The sequence below is a fragment of the Pseudonocardia sp. KRD291 genome (genome assembly GCF_019263595.1).
Classification (GTDB): Bacteria; Actinomycetota; Actinomycetes; order Mycobacteriales; family Pseudonocardiaceae; genus Pseudonocardia.
The window spans coordinates 1-23,111 of the sequence record NZ_JADQDD010000071.1; the positions used below are offsets into that span (position 1 = coordinate 1).

Here is a 23,111-nt window from a genome sequence, read left to right on the forward strand (position 1 = left end):
GACCGTCGAGGGCTGCACGGCCACCGCCGTCCCGGCCGGCTCCACCTCGGCGACGGTCAGCAGCTCGCTGGTCCACGCGCCGCCGATCGCGTTGCTCAGCGCGCGGCGCGCGGAGTGCACGTCGGCGCCGGGCGGCGGGGCGATGTCCTGGGGCAGCAGCGACACCGCGTCGCCGGGCGCGAGCACCTTGCCCATCAGCGCCAGCCGCGCGGTCTCCGGGGTGACCATGGAGCTGGCCAGCCGGGACCCGGCGAGGCGCACCGTGCGGGCCGGTGCGACCGCGGCCGGGGAGACCACGACCTGCGCGCCGTCGGTGAGCCCGGCGTTGGACAGCGTCACGTCGTCGAGGCGGGCCTGCCCGGGCACCGCGCCGTTCCCGGCCGCGACGGCGAGTGCGGTGGTCACCCGGGAACCGGTGAGCGACACCGCGTCCCAGGAGCGCAGGCCGAGCGCGTCGAGCACCTCGGGGTGCAGCCGGACCACCCCCCGTCGGGAGTCGGCGGCCGACGAGGCCAGGCGGGCGACCAGGGTCAGCGACGGGTCCGGCACGCCGCCCACGCTATCGTCCCCACCGATGAAGGTCCTGATCTCCGGTGGCGCCGGCTACATCGGCAGCACGGTCGCCTCCGCCTGCACCGACGCCGGGATCGAGCCGGTGATCCTGGACAGCCTCGTCACCGGGCGGCGCGAGTTCACCGAGGGGCGCCACTTCGTCGAGGGCGACATCGCCGACGGCGCGGTGATCGACCGGGTGTTCACCGAGCACCCGGACATCGCCGCCGTCGTGCACTGCGCCGCGCTGATCGTCGTCCCGGACTCGGTCGCCGACCCGGTCGGCTACTACCGGGCCAACGTGTCGGCGAGCCTGGAGTTCGTGGGGCACCTGCTCCGGCACGGCGTGACCCGGATGTTGTTCAGCTCGTCCGCCTCGATCTACCGCGCGAACGACGACTTCAGCGTCGACGAGGCGTCCCCGATCGGGCCGGAGAGCCCGTACGCGCGCACCAAGGCCGTCTGCGAGCAGATGTTCGCCGACGTCGCCGCCGGCACGCCGCTGCGCGTGCTGTCGCTGCGCTACTTCAACCCGATCGGCGCCGACCCGTCGCTGCGCACCGGCCTGGCGCTGCGCCGCCCCAGCCACGCGCTCGGCAAGCTCATCGAGGCCCGCGACACCGGCGTCGCGTTCTCGGTCACCGGCACCGGCTGGCCGACCCGGGACGGCTCCGGCATCCGCGACTACGTCCACGTCTGGGACCTGGCCGCCGCGCACGTCGCGGCGCTGCAGCGCTTCGACGGCGTGCTGGACGGGCACCGCTCGCTCGCGATCAACCTGGGCACCGGGACCGGCACGACGGTCACCGAGCTCATCGAGGCGTTCAACGGCGTCGTCGACGAGCCGGTGGCGGTCCGCACCGCCGGCGCCCGTCCCGGGGACGTCGCCGGCGCCTACACCCGCAGCGACCGTGCGCGGACCCTGCTCGGGTGGACCGCACGACACACCGTCGCCGAGGGCATCACCGACTCCCTGCGCTGGGCCGCCGTCCGCGACGAACGCCTCGCCCCCTGACCCCGGTCGAGAGGGTCAGCGGCGACGCAGGCCCAGACGGCGGGCCATCCCGCGCGCCATCGCTCCCGCCCGTCCGGCGACCCGGCGCCGCAGCGGCGGGCGCAGGCCCAGACGCCGCGCCGACCGGGCGGCCCGGGCGACGGCCCGGCGCTGGCGGACCGGCACGTCCCAGGCCTCCGGGTGCCGGGACAGCCAGCGGTACCGGTAGACGGTGTAGGGGATCAGTGCGAGGTAGACCAACGCCGCGATCGCCATCCCGAGGAACGGCACGGTGAGCAGCACCGCGACGATCACGCAGACGGCCACCAGCAGCGGCGCGATCGCCCGCTGCGGCACCCGCACCGTCTTCAGCGACAGCGTGGGCAGCCTGCTGACCATCAGGCCCGCGGTGAACAGCGCCCAGATCGAGACCGGGATCGTCGACGACCACCAGCCCGGGCCCAGGTGCAGCCACAGGTAGAGCGGGATCCCGGCGGTCATCGCGGCGGCCGGGGCCGGGACGCCGACGAAGAACTCGCGGGCGAACGGCGGCGCCGAGTCGTCGTCGATCAGGGTGTTGAACCGGGCCAGTCGCAGCGCCATGCACACCGCGAACACCAGCGCCACGATCCAGCCGGCACGGGTGTCCTGCAGCCCCCAGATGTAGATGACCAGTGCCGGGGCCACGCCGAAGGACACGAGGTCGGCCAGCGAGTCCAGCTCGGCACCGATCCGGCTGCTGGCGTCGAGCAGCCGGGCCAGCCCGCCGTCGAGCGCGTCGCAGAGCCCCGCGGCCGCGATCGCGCCGATCGCGAACTCGAACCGGCCGCCCAGCGCGAAGTACACCGCGGACAGCCCGGCGCACAGGTTCAGCACGGTCACCGCGTTCGGCAGCAGCCGCACCCCCGCGGGGTAGCCGCCCTCGGGGCGGCGCGGGGTCCCGGGGCTCATTCCCGCGGCCCCTGGCTCCCGCCGGGCCGCGCCGGCAGCTCGGCCAGCACGGTCTCCCCGCCGACGCTGCGCTGCCCGGGCGTCACCAGCGCGACCGACCCCGGGGGCAGGTAGGTGTCCACCCGGGATCCGAACCGGATCAGGCCGAACCGCTCGCCGGCCGCGACCTCGTCGCCCGCCCGCAGCGGGCAGACGATCCGCCGGGCCAGCAGCCCGGCGATCTGCACGACGCCGACGCGGTCGCCCCGCACCGTCTCGACGGTGATCGCGTTGCGTTCGTTGTCCTCGCTGGCCTTGTCCAGGTCGGCGGACAGGAACGCGCCGGGGGTGTAGGCGACCGCGCGCACGCGACCGTGCACCGGCACCCACTGGACGTGCACGTCGAGCAGCGAGAGGAAGACGCTCACCCGCACGCAGGGCTCGCGCGGCAGGTCCAGCTCGGCCGGCGGGACGACCTCACCGACGGTCGCGACCGTGCCGTCGGCGGATGCGAGCACCACGTCGGTCCGGGCGGGGGGTGTGCGGTGCGGGGCCCGGAAGAACGCGGCCACGGCGGCGGTGGCGAGCAGCCCGGCCGCGCCGCCCCGCCCGGTCAGCACACGCAGGCCGGCCGCGGCCAGGCCGACGCCGGCGACGATCGGGCGACCGCCCGGGTGCATCGGCGGGATCGCCTCCCGCACCAGACGGGCGATGTGGGTCGGCGATGTCCCGGTGGAGTCGGGCATGGGTGGTAGTCGGCTCCTCCGCACCGACAGGGCGCGCGGGCCACCGTCGAAGGTGACCGGCGACGGCCGCAGCCGGTGCTGTCGGTCTGCGCTGCGCCGGTGCCGGCCTCCGGGTCGAGGGGACGACCAGGACATGCGCGCCGATCCGGACTGTCGGCGACACGCTACGCCGGACGGTCCGCGAACCGGTGCCGGGCCCGGGGTCGGCGTGGCGGCGGCCCGGCGGACATCCGGTGACGACCGGGGGTACGCAAAGGGCCGGGGCCGTCATCCCCCGAGACGACGACCCCGGCCTTGGAACCGCTCGTCCGCTCCCCAGCGACGGGCGGTGGGCTCTGTGCTGTGAAGGGACTACCCCTCCACCGGTAAAAGTATTCCTGAGCTGACGACCCGTCGTCTAGATCACCGTTGGCGGAACCACTGATCTACACCGATCGGCCGAATGTTCACTCTGTTCGACGTCGCGCGGCGTGAGATCGTTGCCCGGTCGGCCTATGACTTGGGTCACATTCCAATAGGTTAGCCCAATACCCGGCGTGGCGCGACCCTCGCCCGCGCCCTGCGTACGGCCCTCGTACGGCCGTCGCCCGCGGTGCGGGTCACCCCTCGAGGAGCCAGACGTCGACCGGGTCGGCGTCGTTCACCCGCTGCAACTCGGCCGGCAGGTCGATCAGGCAGTCCGCCCGGGCGAGCGCCCCGATCAGGTGAGAGGCGGGCGTCCCGATCTCGGAGACGGTACCGGCGCGGGCGTCCAGGACCCCGCGACGGAACTGCCGGCGACCGGCCGGCGAGCTCAGCGAACCGTCCAGCCGGACCGTGACGACCGGCCGGCTCGGGCTCGGGTGCCCCATCGCCGCCCGCAGTGCGGGCCGGACGAACACCTCGAACGAGACGAGCGAGCTGACCGGGTTGCCCGGCAGAGTCACCACGGCGACACCGGCACCCTCGACGCCGGCACTCTCTGCACCGGCGCCGTCGAGTCGCAGCCGCCCGGCGCCCTGCGGCCCGCCGGGCTGCATGGCGACCTTGCCGAACTCCACGCCGTTGCCGGTGAGCGCGTCCTTGACGACCTCGTAGGCGCCCGCGCTCACCCCGCCCGAGGTGAGTACCAGGTCGACACCGGCCACCGCCTTCTCCGCGAGCACCGCGCGGAACTTCTCGACGTCGTCCGGGACGAAGCTCAGCTGCTCGGCGGTGGCTCCGGCCTCCCGGACCGCGACGGCGAGCATCGTGCCGTTGGACTCGTAGATCTGGCCCGGCTCCAGCGGCGTTCCCGGCGCGACCAGCTCGGAACCGGTGGAGAGCACGAGCACGTGCGGACGGCGGCGCACCGCGAGCGTGGCCGAGCCGCAGGCGGCGGCCAGACCGATCTGCGGCGCGGCGAGCACCGTCCCGACCCTGAGCAGCACCTGTCCGGCCGCCGCGTCCTCCCCGGAGAGCCGGACGTGCGCGCCGGCCTCGGCGGGCGCGCCGATCGCGACGGTCTCGGTGCCGGCGTCGGTCCGCTCGACCGGGACGATCGCGTCCGCGCCCTCCGGGACCGGGGCGCCGGTCATGATCCGGTGGGCGGTGCCCGGCTCGAGCACCGGGACGTCCACCCGTCCGGCCGGGATGTCCGCACCGACCGGCAGCCGCACCGGAGCCGCCTCGGAGGCGTCCGCGACCTCGGCGGCGCGCACCGCGTAGCCGTCCATCGCCGAGTTGTCGAACGGCGGCAGCGCGACCACCGACGCGAGGTCCTCGGCGAGCACCCGCCCGCTCGCCTCGGACAGCGGCACCCGCTCGACCGCGGTGGCCGCGACCAGGGACGCCACCACCGCCGCGTGCTCGGCCACCGAGCGCGGGGCGGACCCACCGGCGGAGGACCAGGACGACGACGGGGAGGCGCTCATCGGGCCATCCTCCCGCGCGCGCGGGAGCGGAGGGCGCCGGGGCGGGGCGCCTTGCACTCGCCCCCTGCGAGTGCTAGAAACGGAGTCGGAGTCCACTGGCACTCGATGCTGTGGAGTGCCAGGTCGGGTCGGTGAGACCGGCGCAGGGTTGCCGGTCGTCCGTCGCGGGCACCGGGTCCGACCAAAGTTCATGTCTATCGGAGGGCAACACCCCCATGGCGAAGATGATCGCGTTCGACGAGGAGGCCCGTCGCGGCCTCGAGCGAGGGATGAACACCCTCGCGGACGCCGTCCGGGTGACGCTCGGCCCGCGTGGCCGCAACGTCGTCCTGGAGAAGAAGTGGGGCGCGCCCACCATCACCAACGACGGCGTGTCGATCGCCAAGGAGATCGAGCTCGAGGACCCTTGGGAGAAGATCGGCGCCGAGCTGGTGAAGGAGGTCGCCAAGAAGACCGACGACATCGCCGGTGACGGCACCACCACCGCCACCGTGCTGGCGCAGGCGCTCGTCCGCGAGGGCCTGCGCAACGTGGCCGCGGGTGCGAACCCGATGGGCCTCAAGCGCGGGATCGAGAAGGCCACCGAGGCCGTCTCCCAGGCGCTGCTCAAGAGCGCCAAGGAGGTCGAGACCAAGGAGCAGATCGCTGCCACGGCCTCCATCTCCGCCGCCGACAAGCAGATCGGCGAGCTCATCGCCGAGGCGATGGACAAGGTCGGCAAGGAAGGCGTCATCACGGTCGAGGAGTCGCAGACCTTCGGGCTCGAGCTCGAGCTCACCGAGGGCATGCGCTTCGACAAGGGCTACATCTCGCCCTACTTCGTGACCGACGCCGAGCGGATGGAGGTCGAGCTCGAGGACCCCTACATCCTGCTCGTCTCGTCCAAGATCTCCACGGTCAAGGACCTGCTGCCGCTGCTCGAGAAGATCATGCAGTCGGGCAAGCCGCTGGCGATCATCTCGGAGGACGTCGAGGGCGAGGCCCTGGCCACCCTGGTCGTCAACAAGATCCGTGGCACCTTCAAGTCCGTCGCCGTCAAGGCCCCGGGCTTCGGTGACCGCCGCGAGGCCATGCTCGCCGACATGGCGATCCTGACCGGTGGCGAGGTCATCTCGGAGAAGGTCGGCCTCAAGCTGGACAACGCCGACCTGTCGCTGCTGGGCACCGCCCGCAAGGTCGTCGTGACCAAGGACGAGACCACCATCGTCGACGGTGCCGGTGACGCCGACCAGATCGCCGGTCGCGTCTCGCAGATCCGTGCCGAGATCGACCGCACCGACTCCGACTACGACCGCGAGAAGCTCCAGGAGCGTCTCGCGAAGTTGGCCGGCGGTGTCGCGGTGATCAAGGCGGGCGCGGCCACCGAGGTCGAGCTCAAGGAGCGCAAGCACCGCATCGAGGACGCCGTCCGCAACGCCAAGGCGGCCGTCGAGGAGGGCATCGTCGCCGGTGGCGGCGTCGCCCTCATCCAGGCCGGTGCCGGCCTGTTCGAGGGTCTCGGCCTGGACGGGGACGAGGCGACCGGCGCGAACATCGTCAAGGTCGCGCTGGAGGCCCCGCTCAAGCAGATCGCGGTCAACGCCGGCCTCGAGGGCGGCGTCGTGGCGGAGAAGGTCCGGAACCTGCCCTCCGGTGAGGGGCTCGACGCCTCGACCGGCGAGTACAAGGACCTGATCGCCGCGGGCATCATCGACCCGGCCAAGGTCACCCGCTCGGCGCTGCAGAACGCGGCGTCCATCGCGGCGCTGTTCCTGACCACCGAGGCCGTCATCGCCGACAAGCCGGAGAAGAACTCCGGTGGCGGCGGGGGCGACCCGACCGGTGGCATGGGCGGCATGGGCGGCATGGACTTCTGATCCACGCCTCCTAGCACCACGCACCACTCCCAGGGGCGGTACCGGGCAACCGGTGCCGCCCCTGCGGCATGTCCGGACGGTTCACCCGCTCCCCGGTCAGGCGTGAGCCGTGCGGACGGCCTCGGCGCGGGCGCGCAGGGCCTGCCGGAGCTCGGGCGGGTGCAGCGCCTCGGCGTCGGGAGTCAGCGTCCAGAGGGCGCGTTCGGCGTGGTGCAGGTCGCCGACGAGCGCGTCGACCTCGAGCGTGCCGTCCGCGACCGGGTGCTCGGCGACGACCACGACCGAGGCACGGGCCAGCTCGTCGCGGCGGGCAGCGGCGACCCGGAGGCGGACCGGCATCCCCGGGAGCCGCTCGCGGAACTCCTCCCGGCGGCGCAGCCACAGCTTCTCCAGGTCCACGCCCTCGGGCCGGAGGGCGGGCTCGTCGAGCTCCTCGGCCGAGGCGATCCGGGAGACCCGGTAGGTCCGGTCGGCGCCGCCGTCGACGGCCAGCAGGTACCAGCGGCCGGCCGCCTCGACCAGACCGATCGGGTCGATCATGCGCGGGCGCGGGGTGTCGTCGCCGCGCGAGGCGTAGACGATGCGCAGCCGTCGGCCGGCGAACACCGCGTGCTGGACGGCGGCGAGCGCGTCGCCCGGCCCGTCGCCGGGGTCGGAGAGCCAGCCGCCCCGGCGGACCAGCACGCGCTCAGCGGCACCGGTCGCGCCGGCCCGGGCCTGCTCGGGCATCGACGCCACCACTTTGCGCATCGCCGACGAGAACTCCGTGCCCAGGCCGAGGGCACCTGGAGTCAACGCCGCCCCCGACGTCAGCAGGGCCACCGCCTCCCCGGGAGTCAGGCCGGTCAGGTCCGTGGAGAACCCGGGCAGCAGGGCGAACCCACCGGCCCGCCCGCGCTCGGCGTAGACCGGGATGCCGGCCGTGGACAGGGCGTCGACGTCGCGCAGCACCGTCCGTTCGGACACCTCGAGCTCGGCGGCCAGCGCCGCCGCGGTCATCCGGCCGCGGTGACGCAGCAACAGCATCAGGGAGAGCAGACGGTCCGCGCGCACGGACTGTGAGACTGCCAGAAAATCACGACACAAGGTGTCGTGATTGGCCGCCATCGTTGCCGCCATGACGACACGAACCGCATCCACCACACTCTCCACACCGGCCGCTCCCGGGGCCGTCGGGAACGACCCGCGCCCGCACTGGTTCCGCGCGCTCGACTGGGTCGCCGGGCTCGCCGCCGCCGTGCCCGAGGACCGGATGGGCGACCCGACCCCCTGCGAGGGCTTCGACGTCCGCACCCTGCTCGGGCACCTGGTGACCACCGCTCGGCGTCCCCGGGCGATCGCCGAGGGCGCCGACCCGATGAAGTTGCCGCTCGTCAGCACCGACCTGCAGCACACCGGGCCGGCCGCGGCGTACGCGGACGAGGTCGCCGCCCTGCGGGCGGGTTGGGGCGGCGCGGAGGGCTCCGCGCTGCTGGAGCGCACCGTGCGCGTGCCGTGGGGCGAGGTCCCCGGGCGGGAGGCCCTGGGCGGCTACCTCAACGAGACGCTGGTGCACGGCTGGGACCTGGCCGTCGCCACCGGACAGGACCCGGAGGCCGACCCCGACCTGGCCGAGGCGGTGCTGGCCGTCGCCCGGACGCTGCTTCCGGCGGAGATGCGCGGCGGCCCGGTGCCGTTCGGGGCGGTGGTGACCCCGGCCCCGGACGCCGGGCCGACCGAGCGGCTCGCGAACTGGTCGGGCCACCGGCGCTGAGCAGGGCGCGGGCGGTCCGGGTCACGCCGGCCGCCCGCGCACCCGTACTTCTCGGGACGCAACGGTGCTGCCAGGATCTGCACCCATGACGACCTCGCCCCGCATCCGCTTCGAGTCGAACCCGGCCCGGTCCGCGGTGACGCCGCTGGAGCTGTTCTTCGACCTGGTCTTCGTGTTCGCGCTGACCCGGGTCACGGACTGGATGGCCGACGACCCGACGCCGGAGTCGGTCCTGCGGGGCGCCCTGATCCTCGGCGTCATGTGGTGGTGCTGGGTCTGCTACAGCTGGCTGGGCAACGTGGTCAAGGCCGACGAGGGCGTGATGCGGGTCGGCATGTTCGTGGCCATGGCGGCCGTGTTCGTCGCCGCGATCTCGATCCCCGAGGCGTTCGAGGACCTGCCGGGCGGGCTGTCCGGCCCGGTCGTGTTCGCGGTCTGCTACTTCCTGGTGCGTGCGATCCACCTGGTGCTGTTTCTCCTGGTCAGCCACGGCGACCCGGAACTGCGCGGGCAGGTCCTGCGGTTCGGGATCTCGATGGGCGCCGGCACGGTGCTGCTGCTGGTCGCCTCGGAGACCACCGGAACGGTGCAGACGCTGCTCTGGGTGGCCGCGTTGCTCGGCGACTACCTCGGCACCGCGCTGGCCGGGACGAAGTGGCGACTGGCCTCGGCCGCGCACTTCGCCGAACGCCACGGGCTGATCGTCATCGTCGCGCTCGGCGAGTCGATCGTCTCGATCGGCATCGGCGTGGCCGAGCTGCCCGTCTCCTGGCCGATCATCGCCGCGTCCGCGCTGGGGCTGGCGGTCTCCGGTGCGCTCTGGTGGTCCTACTTCGACGTCAGCTCGCTGGTCTGCGAACGGTCGCTGGCCGAGGCGGACGGCGACCGGCAGATCCGGATGGCCCGCGGCGGCTACTCGTTCCTGCACCTGCCGGTGGTCGTCGGGATCATCATGCTGTCGCTGGGGCTGAAGAAGGTCCTGCTCTACGTGGGCGGCGGCGAGGAGCACGAGCTGACCGACCCGCTCTACGGCGTCCCGCTCGCCGCGCTCGTCGGTGGCATCGCGCTGGTGCTGCTCGGCTACGTCGGTTTCAAGCGGTACCTGACCGGTGAGACGAGCGTCCTGCGGATCGGGACGGCCGTCCTGCTGCTGGTGCTCTCCCCGCTGCTGGCCCTGATCCCGGCGCTGCTCACGCTCCTGGTGGTGGCCGCGGTGCTGGTCGCGCTGGTCGGCATCGAGACACACACGTTCGCCGAACAGCGGCACGCGATCCGGCACTCGAGCCACCACGGCTGACCGGTCACCGGCTCCGGTGGCCCGACCCCCTGACGGGCCACCGGACCGGCTCAGACCGCCGCGCCCACGGCGGGGTCCTCGCGCGGCGCGAGGATCCAGGCCGCGAGGTAGACCAGCGCGAGGCCGCCCCCGGTGAACAGGGTCAGCGTGACCGTCGCGATCCGGAGCAGGGCCGGGTCGATCTCGAGCTCGCCGGCCAGCCCGCCGCAGACCCCGCCGAGCATCACGTCGGTGCGGCTGCGCCGGAGGGTGAACCGGCGGCGTTCGCGGGCCGGGGGCCCGGCGGCGCTCAGGACCGCGACGCCCGGGGAGGCGGCGTACGGCGCGGCCGCCTCGCCGATCTCCGGGGTGGTCGGGTCGGTTCCGGTGCGGTTCTCTGTGGTGTCCATGCGACCGAGCCTGCCCGCGGCGGCGGTCACCGGCCTCCGGCGAACCCCGGACACCTTCCCGGACCCGGTGCCGGGAATCCTCGGGGACGGGCCTCAGGTGCGCCCGTCCGGCTGTCCTCCCGGCCCGGGGGCCCCGCGACCGGACGGTGACGGCTGCTCGGCCGGCCCGGGCTCCGGGGTGCCGGGGGCGTCGTCGGGGACCTGACGGTCACGGTGGCGCGCGATCCGTCCGACCAGCAGCGCCACGGCGACCCCCAGCACCAGCCAGACCGCGATGCCGAGGACGATCCACAGGCCGAGCGACACGTGGACCTCCTCTCCACCGGCGGCGGGCCGCGACCCGGCAGGGTCGTGGCCGGGCCGGCTCGCCGTCCAGTGTGCCCAACGAGCGGGGAGACCGCCTGGCACACCCCGGATCGGATGACCGCGGCGGGCGGGTGCGGCGGGCCGGTCAGCCCGCGTCGGGCAGGGCCGGGCCGAGCAGGTCGTCGGCGTCGACGATCCGATAGGCGTAGCCCTGCTCGGCCAGGAAGCGCTGGCGGTGCGCCGCGTAGTCGGTGTCGACCGTGTCGCGCGAGACCACCGAGTAGAAGTGCGCCTGCCGGCCGTCGCCCTTGGGGCGCAACAGTCTGCCGAGGCGCTGCGCCTCCTCCTGCCGCGACCCGAAGGTGCCGGACACCTGCACCGCCACCGTCGCCTCCGGCAGGTCGATCGAGAAGTTCGCGACCTTGGACACGACCAGTCGGCTGATCTCGCCCTTGCGGAACTGCTCGAACAGCGACTCGCGTTCCTTGTTCCGCGTCGAGCCCTGGATGACCGGGGAGTCCAGCACCTCGCCGAGCTCGTCGAGCTGGTCCAGGTAGGCGCCGATGACCAGGGTCGGCTCGTCGGGGTGCTTGTCCAGGATGGCCCGGACCACGGCCAGCTTCGTGTGCGCGGTCGAGGCCATCCGGTAGCGCTCCTCGGCCTCGGCGGTGGCGTAGGCCATCCGCTCGGCGTCGGTCAGCGTCACCCGGACCTCGATGCACTCGGCCGGGGCGATCCAGCCCTGCGCCTCGATGTCGCGCCACGGTGCGTCGTAGCGCTTCGGGCCGATCAGGGAGAACACGTCGCCCTCCCGGCCGTCCTCGCGGACCAGTGTCGCGGTGAGGCCGAGCCGGCGGCGCGACTGCAGGTCGGCGGTCATCCGGAACACCGGCGCCGGCAGCAGGTGCACCTCGTCGTAGACGACCAGGCCCCAGTCCCGGGAGTCGAACAGCTCCAGGTGGCGATACTCACCCCGGGTCTTGCGGGTGACGACCTGGTAGGTCGCGATCGTGACCGGGCGGATCTCCTTGCGCTCGCCGGAGTACTCGCCGATCTCCTCCTCGGTCAGGCTGGTGCGCGCGATCAGCTCGCGCTTCCACTGCCGCCCGGAGACGGTGTTGGTGACCAGGATCAGCGTGGTCGCGCCGGCCCGGGCCATCGCCGCGGCGCCGACCAGGGTCTTGCCGGCGCCACACGGGAGTACGACGACGCCGGAGCCGCCGTCCCAGAACCCGTCGACGGCCTGGGCCTGGTAGTCGCGCAGCTGCCAGTTCGACTGGTCGAGCTCGATCTTGTGCGCCTCGCCGTCGACGTAGCCGGCCTGGTCCTCGGCCGGCCAGCCGACCTTGAGCAGCGCCTGCTTGAGCCGCCCGCGCTCGGACGGGTGCACGACCACGGTGTCCTCGTCGACCTTCGCCCCGAGCATCGGCGCGATCTTCTTCTGCCGGAGGACCTCGGCCAGCACGGCGCGGTCGAGCGCGGTCATCACGAGTCCGTGCGCGGGATGGTTGGACAGCTGCAGGCGCCCGTACCGGCCCATCGTGTCGACGACGTCGACGAGCAGGGCCTGCGGGACCGGGTAGCGCGACCAGCGCACGAGGGCGTCGACGACCTGCTCGGCGTCGTGCCCCGCGGCACGCGCGTTCCACAGCGCCAGCGGGGTGACCCGGTAGGTGTGCACGTGCTCGGGGGCGCGTTCCAGCTCGGCGAACGGTGCGATCGACGCACGGGCCGCCGGCGCGTCGGCGTGGTCGACCTCGAGCAACAGGGTCTTGTCGGACTGCACGATCAGTGGTCCGTCGGTCACGGAGCGAATCCCTTCCCTGCCGCAGCATGAGCTTCCCGGGTCCGCCGGGCGGTGCGGATCGGCGAGCGGTCGTCGTGGGTCACACCACGTGATCGGGCCGGAACGCCCATTACGCCACTCGGGACGGGCCCGCCACAGCGGCTAGACTTCGGGTCCTTCCGCAAAGTTCAGACGAGACCCACATCGATCATATCCGGATATCCTCTCCAGGCTCGCCGACACCCGGTCGGCGCGTGTCGGAGTGGAGGCGGACGGAACGTCGTCCCGGCCCCGAACAGGGGTTCGACGGCAGGCCGTGGCGCGTGTCCACCGCGATCGGAAAGGCGCACCAGTACAGCCGATGCTCCCCCTCCCCGTCACGGGGCCGCGTCCGGGTCCGTCCGGCCCGGCCGCCCCGCCCAGCGCCCACCGCCCGCACCGTGCCGCCGACGGTCACGATGCCCGTGGCCGTCGTCCGGGGAGCCCGCTGCCCGCACCGGAACCCGACAGGGAGACCTTGACGTGACCAGTACGGAACACCGCCGCACGTGGTCCGAACGACTCGACCCGCGCAACTGGAGCCTGGTCACCAAGCTGGCCGTCGTCGGCCTGGTCCCCACGATCCTGGCGCTGACCATCGGCGCGGTCCGGGTGATCGACCAGGCGAACGTGGCCGAGGAGCTCGGGCAGGGCAGCGGCCTGGTCGGTGTGCACCAGCAGATCGGCGCGCTCGGCCGGTCCCTGCAGGCGGAACGGTCCGCCGCGGTGACCTTCGTCGCCGGCAACCGGCTCGGTGACCGGGGTGCGGTGGACAGCGCCCAGACCGCGACGGACCAGGCCGTCGAGCGGACCACCCAGCAGCTCGACGCCGCCGAGGCGCAGGCGCCCCAGCTCTCCACCGCCCGTCGCCAGGCCGAGACGACGCTGGCCCAGCTTCCGGTCATCCGCTCGCAGGTCACCGCCGGCCCGGTCCCCGCGCTGGAGGTCACCACCCGCTACACCTCGGTCGTGCAGCGCACGCTGGGCCTGGACCGGGCCCTGCTCGGGCAGCTGCAGACCGCCGACACCGCGGGTCTGGTGACCGCACTCGGCTCCGGCGGCAACGCGCTGGAGGCCCTCGAGCTCGAGCGGACGGTGCTGAACGGCGCGATCGCGGCGTCTCAGCTCCAGGAGCCGCAGAAGGCCCTGGTCAACGGCGCGGAGGCCTCCTACCAGGCGGCCGCGAGCGACTTCCAGGCCTCGCTGACCCCGGAGCAGGTCGCGCAGTTCGGGAACTTCGACCAGGACCCGGCGAACAACGACCGGGCGGCCCTGCGCGACACCATCATGGCCACGCCCGCCGAGCGGCCCGTGGTGGCCGACCCGGCGGCCTGGAACTCCGCGGTGGACCGGTCCTCGACCGTCGTGCGCAACTCGACGCAGCAGGCCGAGGACGCGTTCGTCGGCGGCCGGACCCGCGCGGCGGAGGACGCCGGAAACACGGCCGGCCTGAACTCCGTGCTGCTGATGCTGGGCCTGCTGCTCACCATCGGGATCATCCTGCTGCTGGGGCGCCAGCTCGTCCGCTCGCTGCGCGTGCTGCGCACCTCGGCCCTCGACGTCGCCGAGCGGCGCCTGCCGCAGGCGGTGCAGAGCATGCGCGCCGGCCAGGCGCCCAGCGCCCTGGTCGAGCCGGTGCCGCTGGAGAGCCGCGACGAGATCGGCCAGGTGGCCCGCGCGTTCGACGCGGTGCACGGGCAGGCCATCCGCCTCGCCGCCGACCAGGCCGCGCTGCAGCAGAACGTGAACAGCATGTTCGTCAACCTGTCGCGGCGCAGCCAGGCCCTGGTCGAGCGTCAGCTGCAGCTGATCGAGCAGCTGGAGAGCAACGAGCAGGACCCGGACCAGCTCTCGAACCTGTTCCAGCTCGACCACCTGGCCACCCGTATGCGGCGCAACAGCGAGAACCTGCTGGTCCTCGCCGGCACCGACCTGGCCAAGCGCAACGTCGCCCCGGTGCAGGTCGTGGACGTGCTGCGGGCAGCGGTGTCCGAGGTCGAGCAGTACCAGCGGGTCGTGGTGCAGACGCCACCGACCGCCACCGTGGCCGGGCGCGCCGCGAACGACCTGGTGCACCTTCTGGCCGAGCTGCTCGACAACGCGACGAACTTCTCGCCGCCGGACTCGCAGGTCGTGATGAGCACGACCCGCACCACCGACGAGTCGCTGCTGATCGAGATCGCGGACCGCGGCGTCGGCATGGCCGACGCCGAGCTCTCGGACGCGAACCAGCGTCTCGGCGGGCCGTCCGAGGTCGACGTGTCCGCGTCCCGCCGGATGGGCCTGTTCGTGGTCGGGCGCCTGGCGGCCCGGCACCGCGTCGGCGTCCGGCTGTCGTCGGCGTCCGGGGCGGGCCGCAGCGGCGGCCTGAGCGCCTCGGTGACGATCCCGGCCGCACTGATCCCGTCCGCCGCGCCGGTCCCCCGCCGCGAGGACCCCGCGGCGCTTCCCGCGCAGCAGAACGGCTCCACCACCGGTTCCTGGCCGATGCCGGCCGCCGAGGACCGGCCGCGGACGGCGATCAACGGGGCCGGCCGCAACGGCTCGCTCCCGTCGATGGTGGCCGGCACGGACGGCCCGATGACCCCGACGTTCGAGTCGGGCTCCGGGCAGGCCCGCAACGGGTCGGCGCCGAAGCTGCCGACGCGTACCCCCGGTTCCGCCTTGCGGCGCAACGGGACCACTCCGTCTACCGACACCGACCAGTCGCCCACCGGTCAGGAAACCTCGGTGAACGGTTCGGCACCGGGCGGGATCGTGGGCGCCCAGGCGTTCGTCCCGGCCGGCCCCCGGGACACCACCGACGACGGGGCGGACATGTTCACCCCGTCCGTCCCGGACCAGAACGGTTCCGGGGCCACCGGCACCGGCGAGCGGCCCGCGGTCACCCCCGACCGGCAGGACGACCCGGGCTCCCGCGAGGGCGGGTCCTCCTCCGAGGCCTCCGCCGACGACGGGAAGGACCCCGCGCGACCGGCCGGGGAACCGGCCGGGGAGCGCGACTCCCGGCGACCGCTGTTCGGCGCCGCCGCGGCCGCGGTCGGCGGGGCGGTGGCCGCCGCGGTCGGGCGCCGCGGCGACCACGACGACCGGCCCGCCGACGAGCAGGACGCCACCCCGCACGGGACCGTCGAGGACGGCCGGGACGCGGCCGCGCAGGCCCGGAACGGGTCCGGCGCGCCGGACGCCGACCGGCCGGACGCCGATGGACCGGATGCGGAGCCCACCGACGTCGCCGAGGCGCAGCCCGAACTCGCCGATGCGGTTCCGGCGGACACCCGGGACGACGACGCGGACGTCGGGGAGCACACCCCGGACGTGCCGGAGACCGCGTCCGCCGCCGCGGTCGGGAACGAGACGGCCGCGCGGCCCGAGACGGGCCCCGCCGACTCCGCCGACTCCGTGGGATCCGCCGGCGAGAACGAGGCGACCCCGGCGCACGGCCTGTCCGTCACCGGACGGCCGGACGGGGCCCCCGGTACGTTCCGGGATCCCGCCGGGCAGGAAGGGGCCGGGCAGGGCCCGGTCGACGACGCCGACTCCGAGACCACGGCGTTGCCCGTCACCCGCCCGGCCGCGGCCCGGCAGCCGATGGGCGGCGCCGCTCCGGGACGGGGCGATCTGCCCGTCCGCCCGCGGCTCGCGCCGTCCGGACGTCCGGTGATGCCCGGCGGCCCCGCGGGACCGCAGCGGCGTCCGCAGGTCCCCGCCGGCCAGGTTCCGGGCGCTCCGGCTCCCTCGGGTCCCGGGCCGCGCAACAACGGGCCCCAGAACCCGGCGGTCCAGAACCCGGTGTCGCAGAACCCGGCGGCCCCGAACCCGGACGCGCTGTTCGCACCGGCCGTCCCGGTCGAGGGCGACCGCGGGCAGCTGCGCCGTCCCGGCGGCATGGAGACCGCCCGGGCCGGTGGGGGCCACGACATCGGCCAGACCACGCCGATCTTCGAGGAGATCGCGTCGGCGTGGTTCCGGTCGAACCGCTCGGTCCCGGTCCGCTGGCAGGACGGCGGCCCCGCGAACGGGGCCGACACCGGCGGCGGGGAGGCCGGCGCGGACGCGCCGTCCCGCCCGAGCCCGTCACCGCGACCCGCCGCTTCGGCGGCTGCCGTCGCCCAGGCCCAGGCCGGGCCCGCCGTGGACGAGGCCGATTTCGCCTCGCCCGCCGACGCGGTCTGGCGCCAGGCCTCGGCCGGGGCCGACGGGCCGGACCGCTCCGACGACCTGACCTCGGCCGGGCTGCCCAAGCGGCGCCCGCGCGCGCGGCTGCTCCCGGGCAGTGCGGCAGGATCCACCGTGCTGAGCCCGCCCACGTCCGAGACGCGCAGCGCCGAGAACGTGCGCGGGCGGCTGGCCAGCTACCAGCAGGGGGTGCGCCAGGGTCGCGAGAGCGCCGTGGGCCGCACCAGTCGAGCCGGAAACGGTAACCCCGAACCGTCCGGCGACCGTTCCAACACGTCCGAACACGAGGAGAACACGTGAGGGCACCACAGGCACAGCCGAGTCAGAGCCGTTTCGGCTGGCTGGTCACGAACTTCGCCGAGCGCGTCCCCGGAGTGGCGCACGCGATCGTGGTGTCGTCCGACGGACTGCTGCTGACGTCCTCGGACCGCCTTCCCCGGGACCGCGCCGACCAGCTCGCCGCCGTCGCGTCCGGGCTGATCAGCCTGACCCAGGGCGCGGCGCGCTGCTTCGACGCCGGCGGCGTCGTACAGACCGTCGTCGAGATGGACCGCGGGATCGTGCTGCTGATGTCGATCAGCGACGGGTCCTGCCTGGCCGTGCTCGCGTCGCCGAGCTGCGACATCGGCCTGGTCGGCTACGAGATGACGCTGCTGGTCGACCGGGTCGGGCAGCTCCTCACCCCGGAGCTGCGCGCGGAGCTCCAGGGCTCCTTCGGGCCCTGACCCGGCGAGCGAGTACCTTCCATGTCCCCCACCGCAGGATCGGCCAAGGCAGGTGAGATCCGATGAGTACCGGTCCGGACGACGACGACCGCCGGCACGAACCCACGTTCGCCGACGTGATGAACGGGTTCAGCCTCGACGCCGGGCGCAAGCCCAAGAAGCGCAGGTGGGGACGCAACTCCTCGTCCGCGGACGCCGCCGAGCCGCCGCCGGCCCCGGCGGAGCTCACCGGGCCGATCGCCGGGTCGGCCGCGTACGGGATGCCGCCCACGGCGGCGGAGCTCGCGACGGAGCAGGGCAGGGCGCCCCAGGCTCCCGCACCGCCACCTGCACCGGCGCCGCCGTCGTCGCCACCGGTGGGGGGCGCCTCCTCGGTCCGGCCCTATGCCTGGACCGGGGGCCGGACCAAGTCCGGTTACGAGCTGGCCATCGAGACCCTGGTCTCGGTCAGCAACCGGGCGCGCAGCCAGCTCGACCGGCTCCCGATGGAGCACCGTTCGGTGGCGGACCTGCTGCTCGAGCAGACCCGCTCGGTGGCCGAGGTGGCCGCGCTGCTCTCCCTCCCGCTCGGCGTGGCCCGGGTCCTGCTCGGGGACATGGCCGCGGGAGGCACCGTGACCGTGCACCAGACCGCGAGTACCGCCGGCAACCTGCCGGACCTCGCGCTGATGGAAAGGGTTCTGAGTGGACTCCGTCGGCTCTAGGCCACAACCCGTCGCCCGCACCGCGACGATGTCGGCCAAGATCGTGGTGGCCGGCGGCTTCGGCGTCGGGAAGACGACGTTCGTCGGCTCCGTCTCCGAGATCATGCCGCTGACCACCGAGGCCGTGATGACCGAGGCCAGTGCGTCGCACGACGACCTGTCGGCCACCCCGAACAAGGTCTCGACCACGGTCGCGATGGACTTCGGCCGGGTGTCGCTGGACGCCGAGCTGGTGCTGTACCTGTTCGGTACGCCGGGTCAGCAGCGGTTCTGGTTCATGTGGGACGACCTGGTCCGCGGCGCCATCGGCGCCGTCGTGCTGGTCGACACCCGCAGGCTGGCCGACTCGTTCGCCGCGATCGACTTCTTCGAGGACCGCAACCTGCCCTACGTCGTCGGGGTGAACGCGTTCGACGGGATCCTCGCGCACGACGTCGAGGACGTCCGCGAGGCGATGTCGATCGACCCGTCGGTCCCGATGGTCACCTGCGACGCGCGCAACCGCGCCTCCACCAAGGAGTGCCTGATCGCGCTCGTCCAGCACGCCATGCACCAGCGGATGGCGGCCGGCGCCCCGCGCTAGTCGCGCCCCGCGCTAGTGGTCGACGACGGCGACCGACGTGATCCGGTGCAGCGGCACCCGCCGGATCTCGCCGTCGAGGGCGTCGCGGCCCTCGACGACGCCGCCGCCGATCGTCGTCGGGGCGAGCACCCGCTCCCCCGCGACCCCGTGCGAGTCGACGTAGCCGATCCAGACGTTCTGGCGGTTGCGCGCCGCGTCCTGTAACGAGGCGAGCGTCGTGGTCGACCCGCGGATCGCCGCGGCGGCCTCGGCCGGGCTCTCGAGCCCGGTGCCGCGCCTGCGGTCCGCGCCCGGGCGCAACCCGGCCAGCGTGTCGCCGGAACGCATCCGCGCCACCAGGTCCTCGGCCTGCCGGGCGGGTGGGCCCTCGGTCACCGCCCCCGCGCGGCTGCGGCGCCGCGGCTCGGTCCGCCGTCCGCGTTCCCCGAGATCCAGCACCGCGCCGCCGGCGTCCTCGGCGGACGGGCTGAAGCCGGCCGCGCGCAGCCCGTCGAGCACCTCGGCCAGCGGCAGCGAGCTGACCGCGACCGTCGGGGCGATGCGGCGCAGCCCCAGCCCGGCCGCGTCCTGGTGCGCGAGCACCTCGGAGATCAGCACCTCGTCGTCGGAACGCAGGAACGACGCCGCGGTCCCGGCGCGCAACCGTCCGTGCCGGCGGGCGACGTCGTCGACGAGGTAGGACAGCGACTGCGGGACCGGGGTGGCCGAGCGCGCGGCCAGGGTCGCCCGGACGTCGGCCGCGGAGCGGCCGGTGTCCAGTGCCCGGCGCAGGCTGTGCTCGGTGAACCGGTAGACGCTCGCGCCGCCCGCGGACTCGATGTCGGCCAGGACCCCCAGCTCGTGCGCCAGCTCCGGGGACAGCCGCCCGGGCGCCACGGCCGTCAGGTCGGCCTGGAGCAGGACGTGCTCGATCGGCTCCGGCAGCGCCGCGTGGAGCGCGCCGGACAGCTCGGCCGGGCTGCTGGTCGGCGGGTCGAGCAGGACGCGCCCGGCCGTGGTCAGCGCGTCCAGGGCGACCACGCCGAGCGCGGTCGCCTCGGCGACCGTCCAGGACACGACGTCGTCGCGCAGCCTGCCGCCGCGCCGGGGCGCCCGCCAGGCCAGCAGGTCGGCCAGCGCGGCCGGCGACCCCACCGAACGGCCGGGCGGCATCTCGGCGAGCGCGCTCAGCACCCGGCGGCGGTCCCGCGCCGCAGGCGGGCGCCGGACGCTGTCGGACAGCGCCGCGATCGGGCGGTCGGCGTCGTCGCGGCGCCCGACCAGGCCGGGCAGCCGGGGCAGGTCGATCCAGGCGCGGGCGAGCTCCGCCCAGCGGGTCTCGTCCGGGCTCGCCCGCCAGGCGTCGGCGGCGGTGGTCGGCAGCCACTCGGGCTGCGTCGCCTCGGTCTCGCCGACCAGGTCCGCCGCGCGGAGCACCTCGACCAGCAGCGCCGCCGTCGTCTCGTCGGTGTCGCAGTCCTTGGCGGCCCGGCGCAGGTCGCGCACGCCGAGCCCGCCGGAACGCAGGACCCCGGGCGGGTTCCGCCCCCAGGAGTCGATCAGCAGGTCAGCACGCCGCAGGAACTCCAGCGCCGCGCCGGCGCCGGTGCCGTCCACGGTGGCCGGGTCGCGGTCCTTCGTCGCGACGTCCGGGCGGTCGAGGCGGATGTCGCCCATCGGGTGGTCGCCGCGCAGCGCGAGCCCGACCTGGCGGGGCATCTCCACCGTCTCGGTGTCCACCCGCAGCAGCAGCCCCCGCGCGATCAGCCGGCCGACCGGCGTGGACGGGTCCGACGCCCCGCGGCTGCGCCCGATCGGCGGGCCGTCGACGAGCGCGTCGAGGACCCGCTGCTCGTCGGAGCCCACGTCGGCGAGCAGGCCGGCCAGGTCGTCGACGGCCGCCGGGCCGCTCGCCGGGCGGCCCAGGCCCGCGGGGTAGGTCGGGACGACCTCGCGCGCCGCGGGCACCAGGGACACACCGTCGTCCGGCCCCCAGACCAGCGCCCGGTCCCGCAACGCGGTGAGCCCGGCCCCGGCCGACCCGTCCGGGACGTCCGGCCCGAGGAGGCGGGCGACCTCGCCTGCCCCGACGGGCTCGGCCTCGGCACCGGCGACGACGAGCGCCTCCAGCACCGCCAGCGCCACCGTGTCGAGCTCCTCGCAGGCCCGCTGCACCGAGGCGCGGATCCCGGCCCGGGTGGCGAGCACGGTCAGGTCGGCGGGCGGCGGCACGGCGAGGTCCGGCCGCACCCGCAGCAGCGCGGCGAGGGTCTCGTCGTCGCGACCGCGCAGCCAGTCGACCAGGGACGTCTGCATCCCCACCACGGTAGTCGTGCCGCACCGTCGCGCTCACCGCGACCGTCGCCACAGCACCGCGACCGGCGGCCTCACCACGGGCCGCGACGCGGGGGAGACTCCGCGCGTCCGGTACGGGATACTGGTCGCGACCCGGGGCGCCCGCGGCGCCCCGCCCGAGGAACGTCAGGAGAGACCGTGGCGAAGGCCTTCGACACCAGCCGGATCGACCCCGCCTGGCCCGAGCTGCCCGACGGCGAGCACCCGCTCACCGAGCTGCTCGGACCGGTGCAGGGCAACATGTCCCCCTTCGGTGACGTCGAGTTCCCGCTGACCGAGGTGCCCTACGAGCACCCGGTCACCGAGATCAACCGCTAGAGGCCCCGCCATCACCCCCGACGTCCCGCCCGCCGTGGCCGGCCTCCTGCTGGCCGGCGGCGCGGGACGGCGGATGGGCGGCCCGAAGGCCCTCGTGCGGCTCGACGGCGAGCGCCTCGCCGTGCGCGCCGTCCGGGTGCTGCGCGCCGGCGGGTGCGACCCGGTGACGGTCGTGCTGGGCGCGCACGCCGCGGAGGTCGAGTCCGCGCTACGCGCCGACGGCTTGCCCGCGGACGTGTGCACCGTCGTCGCGCACGACTGGGACGAGGGGATGGGCGCCTCCCTGCGGCGGGGGCTGCACGCGCTGTCCGGGCTCCTGCCCGTCCCGGACGCCGCGCTGGTGCACCTGGTGGACCTGCCCGGGATCACTCCGGAGGCGATCCGGCGCACCGCGCGGGCCGGCCCCGGCGCCGCCGATCCCCGCAACGGCCCCGGCCCGGACGTGCTGCGCCGTGCCGCCTACGACGGGACGGCCGGGCACCCGGTGCTGATCGGCCGCCACCACTGGGCGGGCGTGGCCGGGTCGGCGACCGGTGACGCCGGCGCCCGCGGCTACCTCGCGGGCCACCCCGACCTCGAGCTCGTCGAGTGCGGGGACCTGGCCGTCCCGGACGACGTCGACACCCCCGAGCAGCTGCGCCGCCTCACCGGCGCCTGAGCGGACGCAGAACGCCCCGGTGCGGCGCGGACAGCTGGTCCGCGCCGCGCCGGGGCGCGACGGAGGTCTTCTCCCCTGCGTCGTCCTAGCGGACGACGAGCTTCTGGCCGGGGTGGATCATGTCCCCGCCACCGAGGCCCGGGTTCTTCGCGAGCAGCTGCTTCCAGTCGCCCATCCCGTTCGCGGCGGCGATCTTGCCGAGCGTGTCGCCCGACTTGACCACGTAGGACGCGCCGGGCGCGGCCGGGGCGGCGGCGGGCGCCGGGGCGCTGAGGCGCTTGCGCTCCGGGGCGCTCGTCCCGCTGTCCGCCTCGACGTCGCGCGGTGTGGACTTGCCGGAGGCGCCGACCTTCTTCGAGCACGACGGCCAGGCGTTCCAGCCCTGCTCGGCGAGCACGTTCTCGGCGACCGCGATCTGCTCGGTGCGGCTGGCCTGGTGCGCGGCCGAGGCGTACTGCCCGCCACCGAAGGCCTTCCAGGTGGACTTCGTGAACTGCAGGCCGCCGGAGAAGCCGTTACCGGTGTTGGCCGCCCAGTTCCCGGTGCTCTCGCAGTGCGCGAGCTTGTCCCAGGTCGAGTCGGTCGCGGCGTTGGCCGCGGGCATGAGGGTCACCAGCGGCGCTCCGACGACGGCGCCGGCGACGGCGGTCCGTGCGAGGTTGCGACCGGTGGTGCTGGGTTTGCGATGCTTGCCGCGGTATCGAGCCATGGCACATCTCCGTCGCGGCGCTGCGGGATCCACCGCCGGGGAGTGACGGTGTGGTCGGCGAGCCGACCGGTCGATCCGCCCTGTCCCACGTTGTTCCGTGCTTCGGGGGCCGGAGATCCGCCGGACAGGGAGCGCTGCGGTTCCGGGGCCCGGCCGCAATGGGGGAGTCGTCCGAGCCACAGGCAAGGTACGACGCGCCGGAGGCGAGCGAAAGTCCTCCGACACGAAGCGTGTGCGACGCCCTGACCAGTCGGTTAAAGATCATTTTGTCATCATTGCTGGTCAGGGCTACGAATCACGAACGGAAAACGGTGTGGAAACAGAACGTATCCGTTGATGAAACGTGATTCACATCACACCT

The 23,111-nt window shown here is 74.4% G+C and carries 19 protein-coding genes and 1 pseudogene; 10 read left to right on the forward strand and 10 right to left on the reverse strand.

All coding sequences use genetic code 11. The annotated features are described in order from the left end of the window. Nucleotides 1-549: pseudogene (locus I4I78_RS12540) on the reverse strand (ATPase); the annotation flags it as partial. A gap of 25 nt (nt 550-574) precedes the next feature. Here I4I78_RS12540 and galE point away from each other — a divergent pair. Further along, the gene (gene galE, locus I4I78_RS12545) at nt 575-1,567 is read left to right on the forward strand and encodes a UDP-glucose 4-epimerase GalE (protein WP_218611464.1); all 993 of its coding nucleotides are present in this window, start codon (nt 575-577) and stop codon (nt 1,565-1,567) included. Between the two features lie 15 nt (nt 1,568-1,582). Here galE and I4I78_RS12550 read toward each other — a convergent pair whose 3' ends face one another. The 3 genes from I4I78_RS12550 to glp form a co-directional block, all read right to left on the reverse strand. Further along, on the reverse strand, nt 1,583-2,497 hold the full coding sequence (locus I4I78_RS12550; protein ID WP_218611465.1) for a phosphatidylcholine/phosphatidylserine synthase: 915 nt from the start codon (nt 2,495-2,497) through the stop codon (nt 1,583-1,585). After that, a complete protein-coding gene (locus I4I78_RS12555) occupies nt 2,494-3,222 on the reverse strand; it encodes a phosphatidylserine decarboxylase (RefSeq protein WP_218611466.1) in 729 nt (242 codons plus the stop codon). Before I4I78_RS12555 ends, I4I78_RS12550 begins: the two co-directional genes overlap by 4 nt. A gap of 599 nt (nt 3,223-3,821) precedes the next feature. After that, nucleotides 3,822-5,114, reverse strand: a complete 1,293-nt coding sequence (gene glp / locus I4I78_RS12560; protein WP_218611467.1) for a gephyrin-like molybdotransferase Glp — start codon at nt 5,112-5,114, stop codon at nt 3,822-3,824. Between the two features lie 215 nt (nt 5,115-5,329). Here glp and groL point away from each other — a divergent pair, with 215 nt between their 5' ends. After that, on the forward strand, nt 5,330-6,970 hold the full coding sequence (groL, locus tag I4I78_RS12565; RefSeq protein WP_218611468.1) for a chaperonin GroEL: 1,641 nt from the start codon (nt 5,330-5,332) through the stop codon (nt 6,968-6,970). 96 nt (nt 6,971-7,066) lie between these two features. On the opposite strand, the gene I4I78_RS12570 is transcribed toward groL, so the two are convergent. After that, nucleotides 7,067-8,023, reverse strand: a complete 957-nt coding sequence (locus I4I78_RS12570; RefSeq protein ID WP_218611469.1) for a YafY family protein — start codon at nt 8,021-8,023, stop codon at nt 7,067-7,069. A 64-nt stretch (nt 8,024-8,087) separates the two neighbouring features. On the opposite strand from I4I78_RS12570, the gene I4I78_RS12575 reads away from it, so the two are divergent. Both I4I78_RS12575 and I4I78_RS12580 read left to right on the forward strand, forming a co-directional pair. After that, nucleotides 8,088-8,723 (forward strand): TIGR03086 family metal-binding protein, encoded by a 636-nt coding sequence (locus tag I4I78_RS12575; protein WP_218611470.1) that lies wholly within the window; start codon nt 8,088-8,090, stop codon nt 8,721-8,723. 85 nt (nt 8,724-8,808) lie between these two features. Further along, nucleotides 8,809-10,020, forward strand: a complete 1,212-nt coding sequence (locus tag I4I78_RS12580; protein WP_218611471.1) for a low temperature requirement protein A — start codon at nt 8,809-8,811, stop codon at nt 10,018-10,020. 50 nt (nt 10,021-10,070) lie between these two features. Here I4I78_RS12580 and I4I78_RS12585 read toward each other — a convergent pair whose 3' ends face one another. The 3 genes from I4I78_RS12585 to I4I78_RS12595 all read right to left on the reverse strand — a co-directional run bounded on the left by I4I78_RS12585 (nt 10,071) and on the right by I4I78_RS12595 (nt 12,522). Further along, a complete protein-coding gene (locus tag I4I78_RS12585; protein WP_218611472.1) occupies nt 10,071-10,409 on the reverse strand; it encodes a PspC domain-containing protein in 339 nt (112 codons plus the stop codon). A 93-nt stretch (nt 10,410-10,502) separates the two neighbouring features. Next, nucleotides 10,503-10,715 carry a hypothetical protein gene (locus tag I4I78_RS12590; RefSeq protein WP_218611473.1) on the reverse strand — a complete coding sequence of 71 codons (213 nt, stop codon included), beginning with the start codon at nt 10,713-10,715 and terminating at the stop codon, nt 10,503-10,505. A gap of 145 nt (nt 10,716-10,860) precedes the next feature. Next, nucleotides 10,861-12,522 (reverse strand): DNA repair helicase XPB, encoded by a 1,662-nt coding sequence (locus I4I78_RS12595; RefSeq protein ID WP_218611474.1) that lies wholly within the window; start codon nt 12,520-12,522, stop codon nt 10,861-10,863. A 501-nt stretch (nt 12,523-13,023) separates the two neighbouring features. On the opposite strand from I4I78_RS12595, the gene I4I78_RS12600 reads away from it, so the two are divergent. The 4 genes from I4I78_RS12600 (at nt 13,024) to I4I78_RS12615 (ending at nt 18,731) form a co-directional block, all read left to right on the forward strand. Next, nucleotides 13,024-17,019 (forward strand): nitrate- and nitrite sensing domain-containing protein, encoded by a 3,996-nt coding sequence (locus I4I78_RS12600; RefSeq protein WP_218611475.1) that lies wholly within the window; start codon nt 13,024-13,026, stop codon nt 17,017-17,019. Next, nucleotides 17,016-17,444: a roadblock/LC7 domain-containing protein gene (locus I4I78_RS12605; protein ID WP_130292671.1), complete on the forward strand. Its 429-nt coding sequence runs from the start codon at nt 17,016-17,018 to the stop codon at nt 17,442-17,444. The genes I4I78_RS12600 and I4I78_RS12605 overlap by 4 nt, the downstream gene beginning before the upstream one ends. A 62-nt stretch (nt 17,445-17,506) precedes the next feature. Beyond that, the gene (locus tag I4I78_RS12610) at nt 17,507-18,148 is read left to right on the forward strand and encodes a DUF742 domain-containing protein (protein WP_218611476.1); all 642 of its coding nucleotides are present in this window, start codon (nt 17,507-17,509) and stop codon (nt 18,146-18,148) included. A gap of 28 nt (nt 18,149-18,176) precedes the next feature. Then, complete coding sequence (locus I4I78_RS12615) at nt 18,177-18,731, forward strand: ATP/GTP-binding protein (protein ID WP_218611477.1); 555 nt, start codon at nt 18,177-18,179, stop codon at nt 18,729-18,731. A gap of 12 nt (nt 18,732-18,743) precedes the next feature. On the opposite strand, the gene I4I78_RS12620 is transcribed toward I4I78_RS12615, so the two are convergent. Next, a complete protein-coding gene (locus I4I78_RS12620; RefSeq protein ID WP_218611478.1) occupies nt 18,744-21,026 on the reverse strand; it encodes a helicase-associated domain-containing protein in 2,283 nt (760 codons plus the stop codon). 177 nt (nt 21,027-21,203) lie between these two features. Here I4I78_RS12620 and I4I78_RS12625 point away from each other — a divergent pair, with 177 nt between their 5' ends. After that, a complete protein-coding gene (locus I4I78_RS12625; RefSeq protein WP_218611479.1) occupies nt 21,204-21,383 on the forward strand; it encodes a hypothetical protein in 180 nt (59 codons plus the stop codon). Between the two features lie 73 nt (nt 21,384-21,456). Further along, a complete protein-coding gene (locus tag I4I78_RS12630; RefSeq protein ID WP_218611481.1) occupies nt 21,457-22,041 on the forward strand; it encodes a nucleotidyltransferase family protein in 585 nt (194 codons plus the stop codon). An 85-nt stretch (nt 22,042-22,126) separates the two neighbouring features. On the opposite strand, the gene I4I78_RS12635 is transcribed toward I4I78_RS12630, so the two are convergent. Further along, complete coding sequence (locus I4I78_RS12635; protein WP_218611480.1) at nt 22,127-22,750, reverse strand: transglycosylase family protein; 624 nt, start codon at nt 22,748-22,750, stop codon at nt 22,127-22,129. Nucleotides 22,751-23,111 lie beyond the last annotated feature (361 nt).

Coding starts and splice junctions, on each gene's coding strand:
- galE (WP_218611464.1), top strand. CDS start 575: ATGAAGGTCCTGATCTCCGGTGGCGCCGGCTACATCGGCAGCACGGTC.
- I4I78_RS12550 (WP_218611465.1), bottom strand. CDS start 2,497: ATGAGCCCCGGGACCCCGCGCCGCCCCGAGGGCGGCTACCCCGCGGGG.
- I4I78_RS12555 (WP_218611466.1), bottom strand. CDS start 3,222: ATGCCCGACTCCACCGGGACATCGCCGACCCACATCGCCCGTCTGGTG.
- glp (WP_218611467.1), bottom strand. CDS start 5,114: ATGAGCGCCTCCCCGTCGTCGTCCTGGTCCTCCGCCGGTGGGTCCGCC.
- groL (WP_218611468.1), top strand. CDS start 5,330: ATGGCGAAGATGATCGCGTTCGACGAGGAGGCCCGTCGCGGCCTCGAG.
- I4I78_RS12575 (WP_218611470.1), top strand. CDS start 8,088: ATGACGACACGAACCGCATCCACCACACTCTCCACACCGGCCGCTCCC.
- I4I78_RS12580 (WP_218611471.1), top strand. CDS start 8,809: ATGACGACCTCGCCCCGCATCCGCTTCGAGTCGAACCCGGCCCGGTCC.
- I4I78_RS12585 (WP_218611472.1), bottom strand. CDS start 10,409: ATGGACACCACAGAGAACCGCACCGGAACCGACCCGACCACCCCGGAG.
- I4I78_RS12610 (WP_218611476.1), top strand. CDS start 17,507: ATGAGTACCGGTCCGGACGACGACGACCGCCGGCACGAACCCACGTTC.
- I4I78_RS12615 (WP_218611477.1), top strand. CDS start 18,177: ATGTCGGCCAAGATCGTGGTGGCCGGCGGCTTCGGCGTCGGGAAGACG.
- I4I78_RS12620 (WP_218611478.1), bottom strand. CDS start 21,026: ATGCAGACGTCCCTGGTCGACTGGCTGCGCGGTCGCGACGACGAGACC.
- I4I78_RS12630 (WP_218611481.1), top strand. CDS start 21,457: ATGGGCGGCCCGAAGGCCCTCGTGCGGCTCGACGGCGAGCGCCTCGCC.
- I4I78_RS12635 (WP_218611480.1), bottom strand. CDS start 22,750: ATGGCTCGATACCGCGGCAAGCATCGCAAACCCAGCACCACCGGTCGC.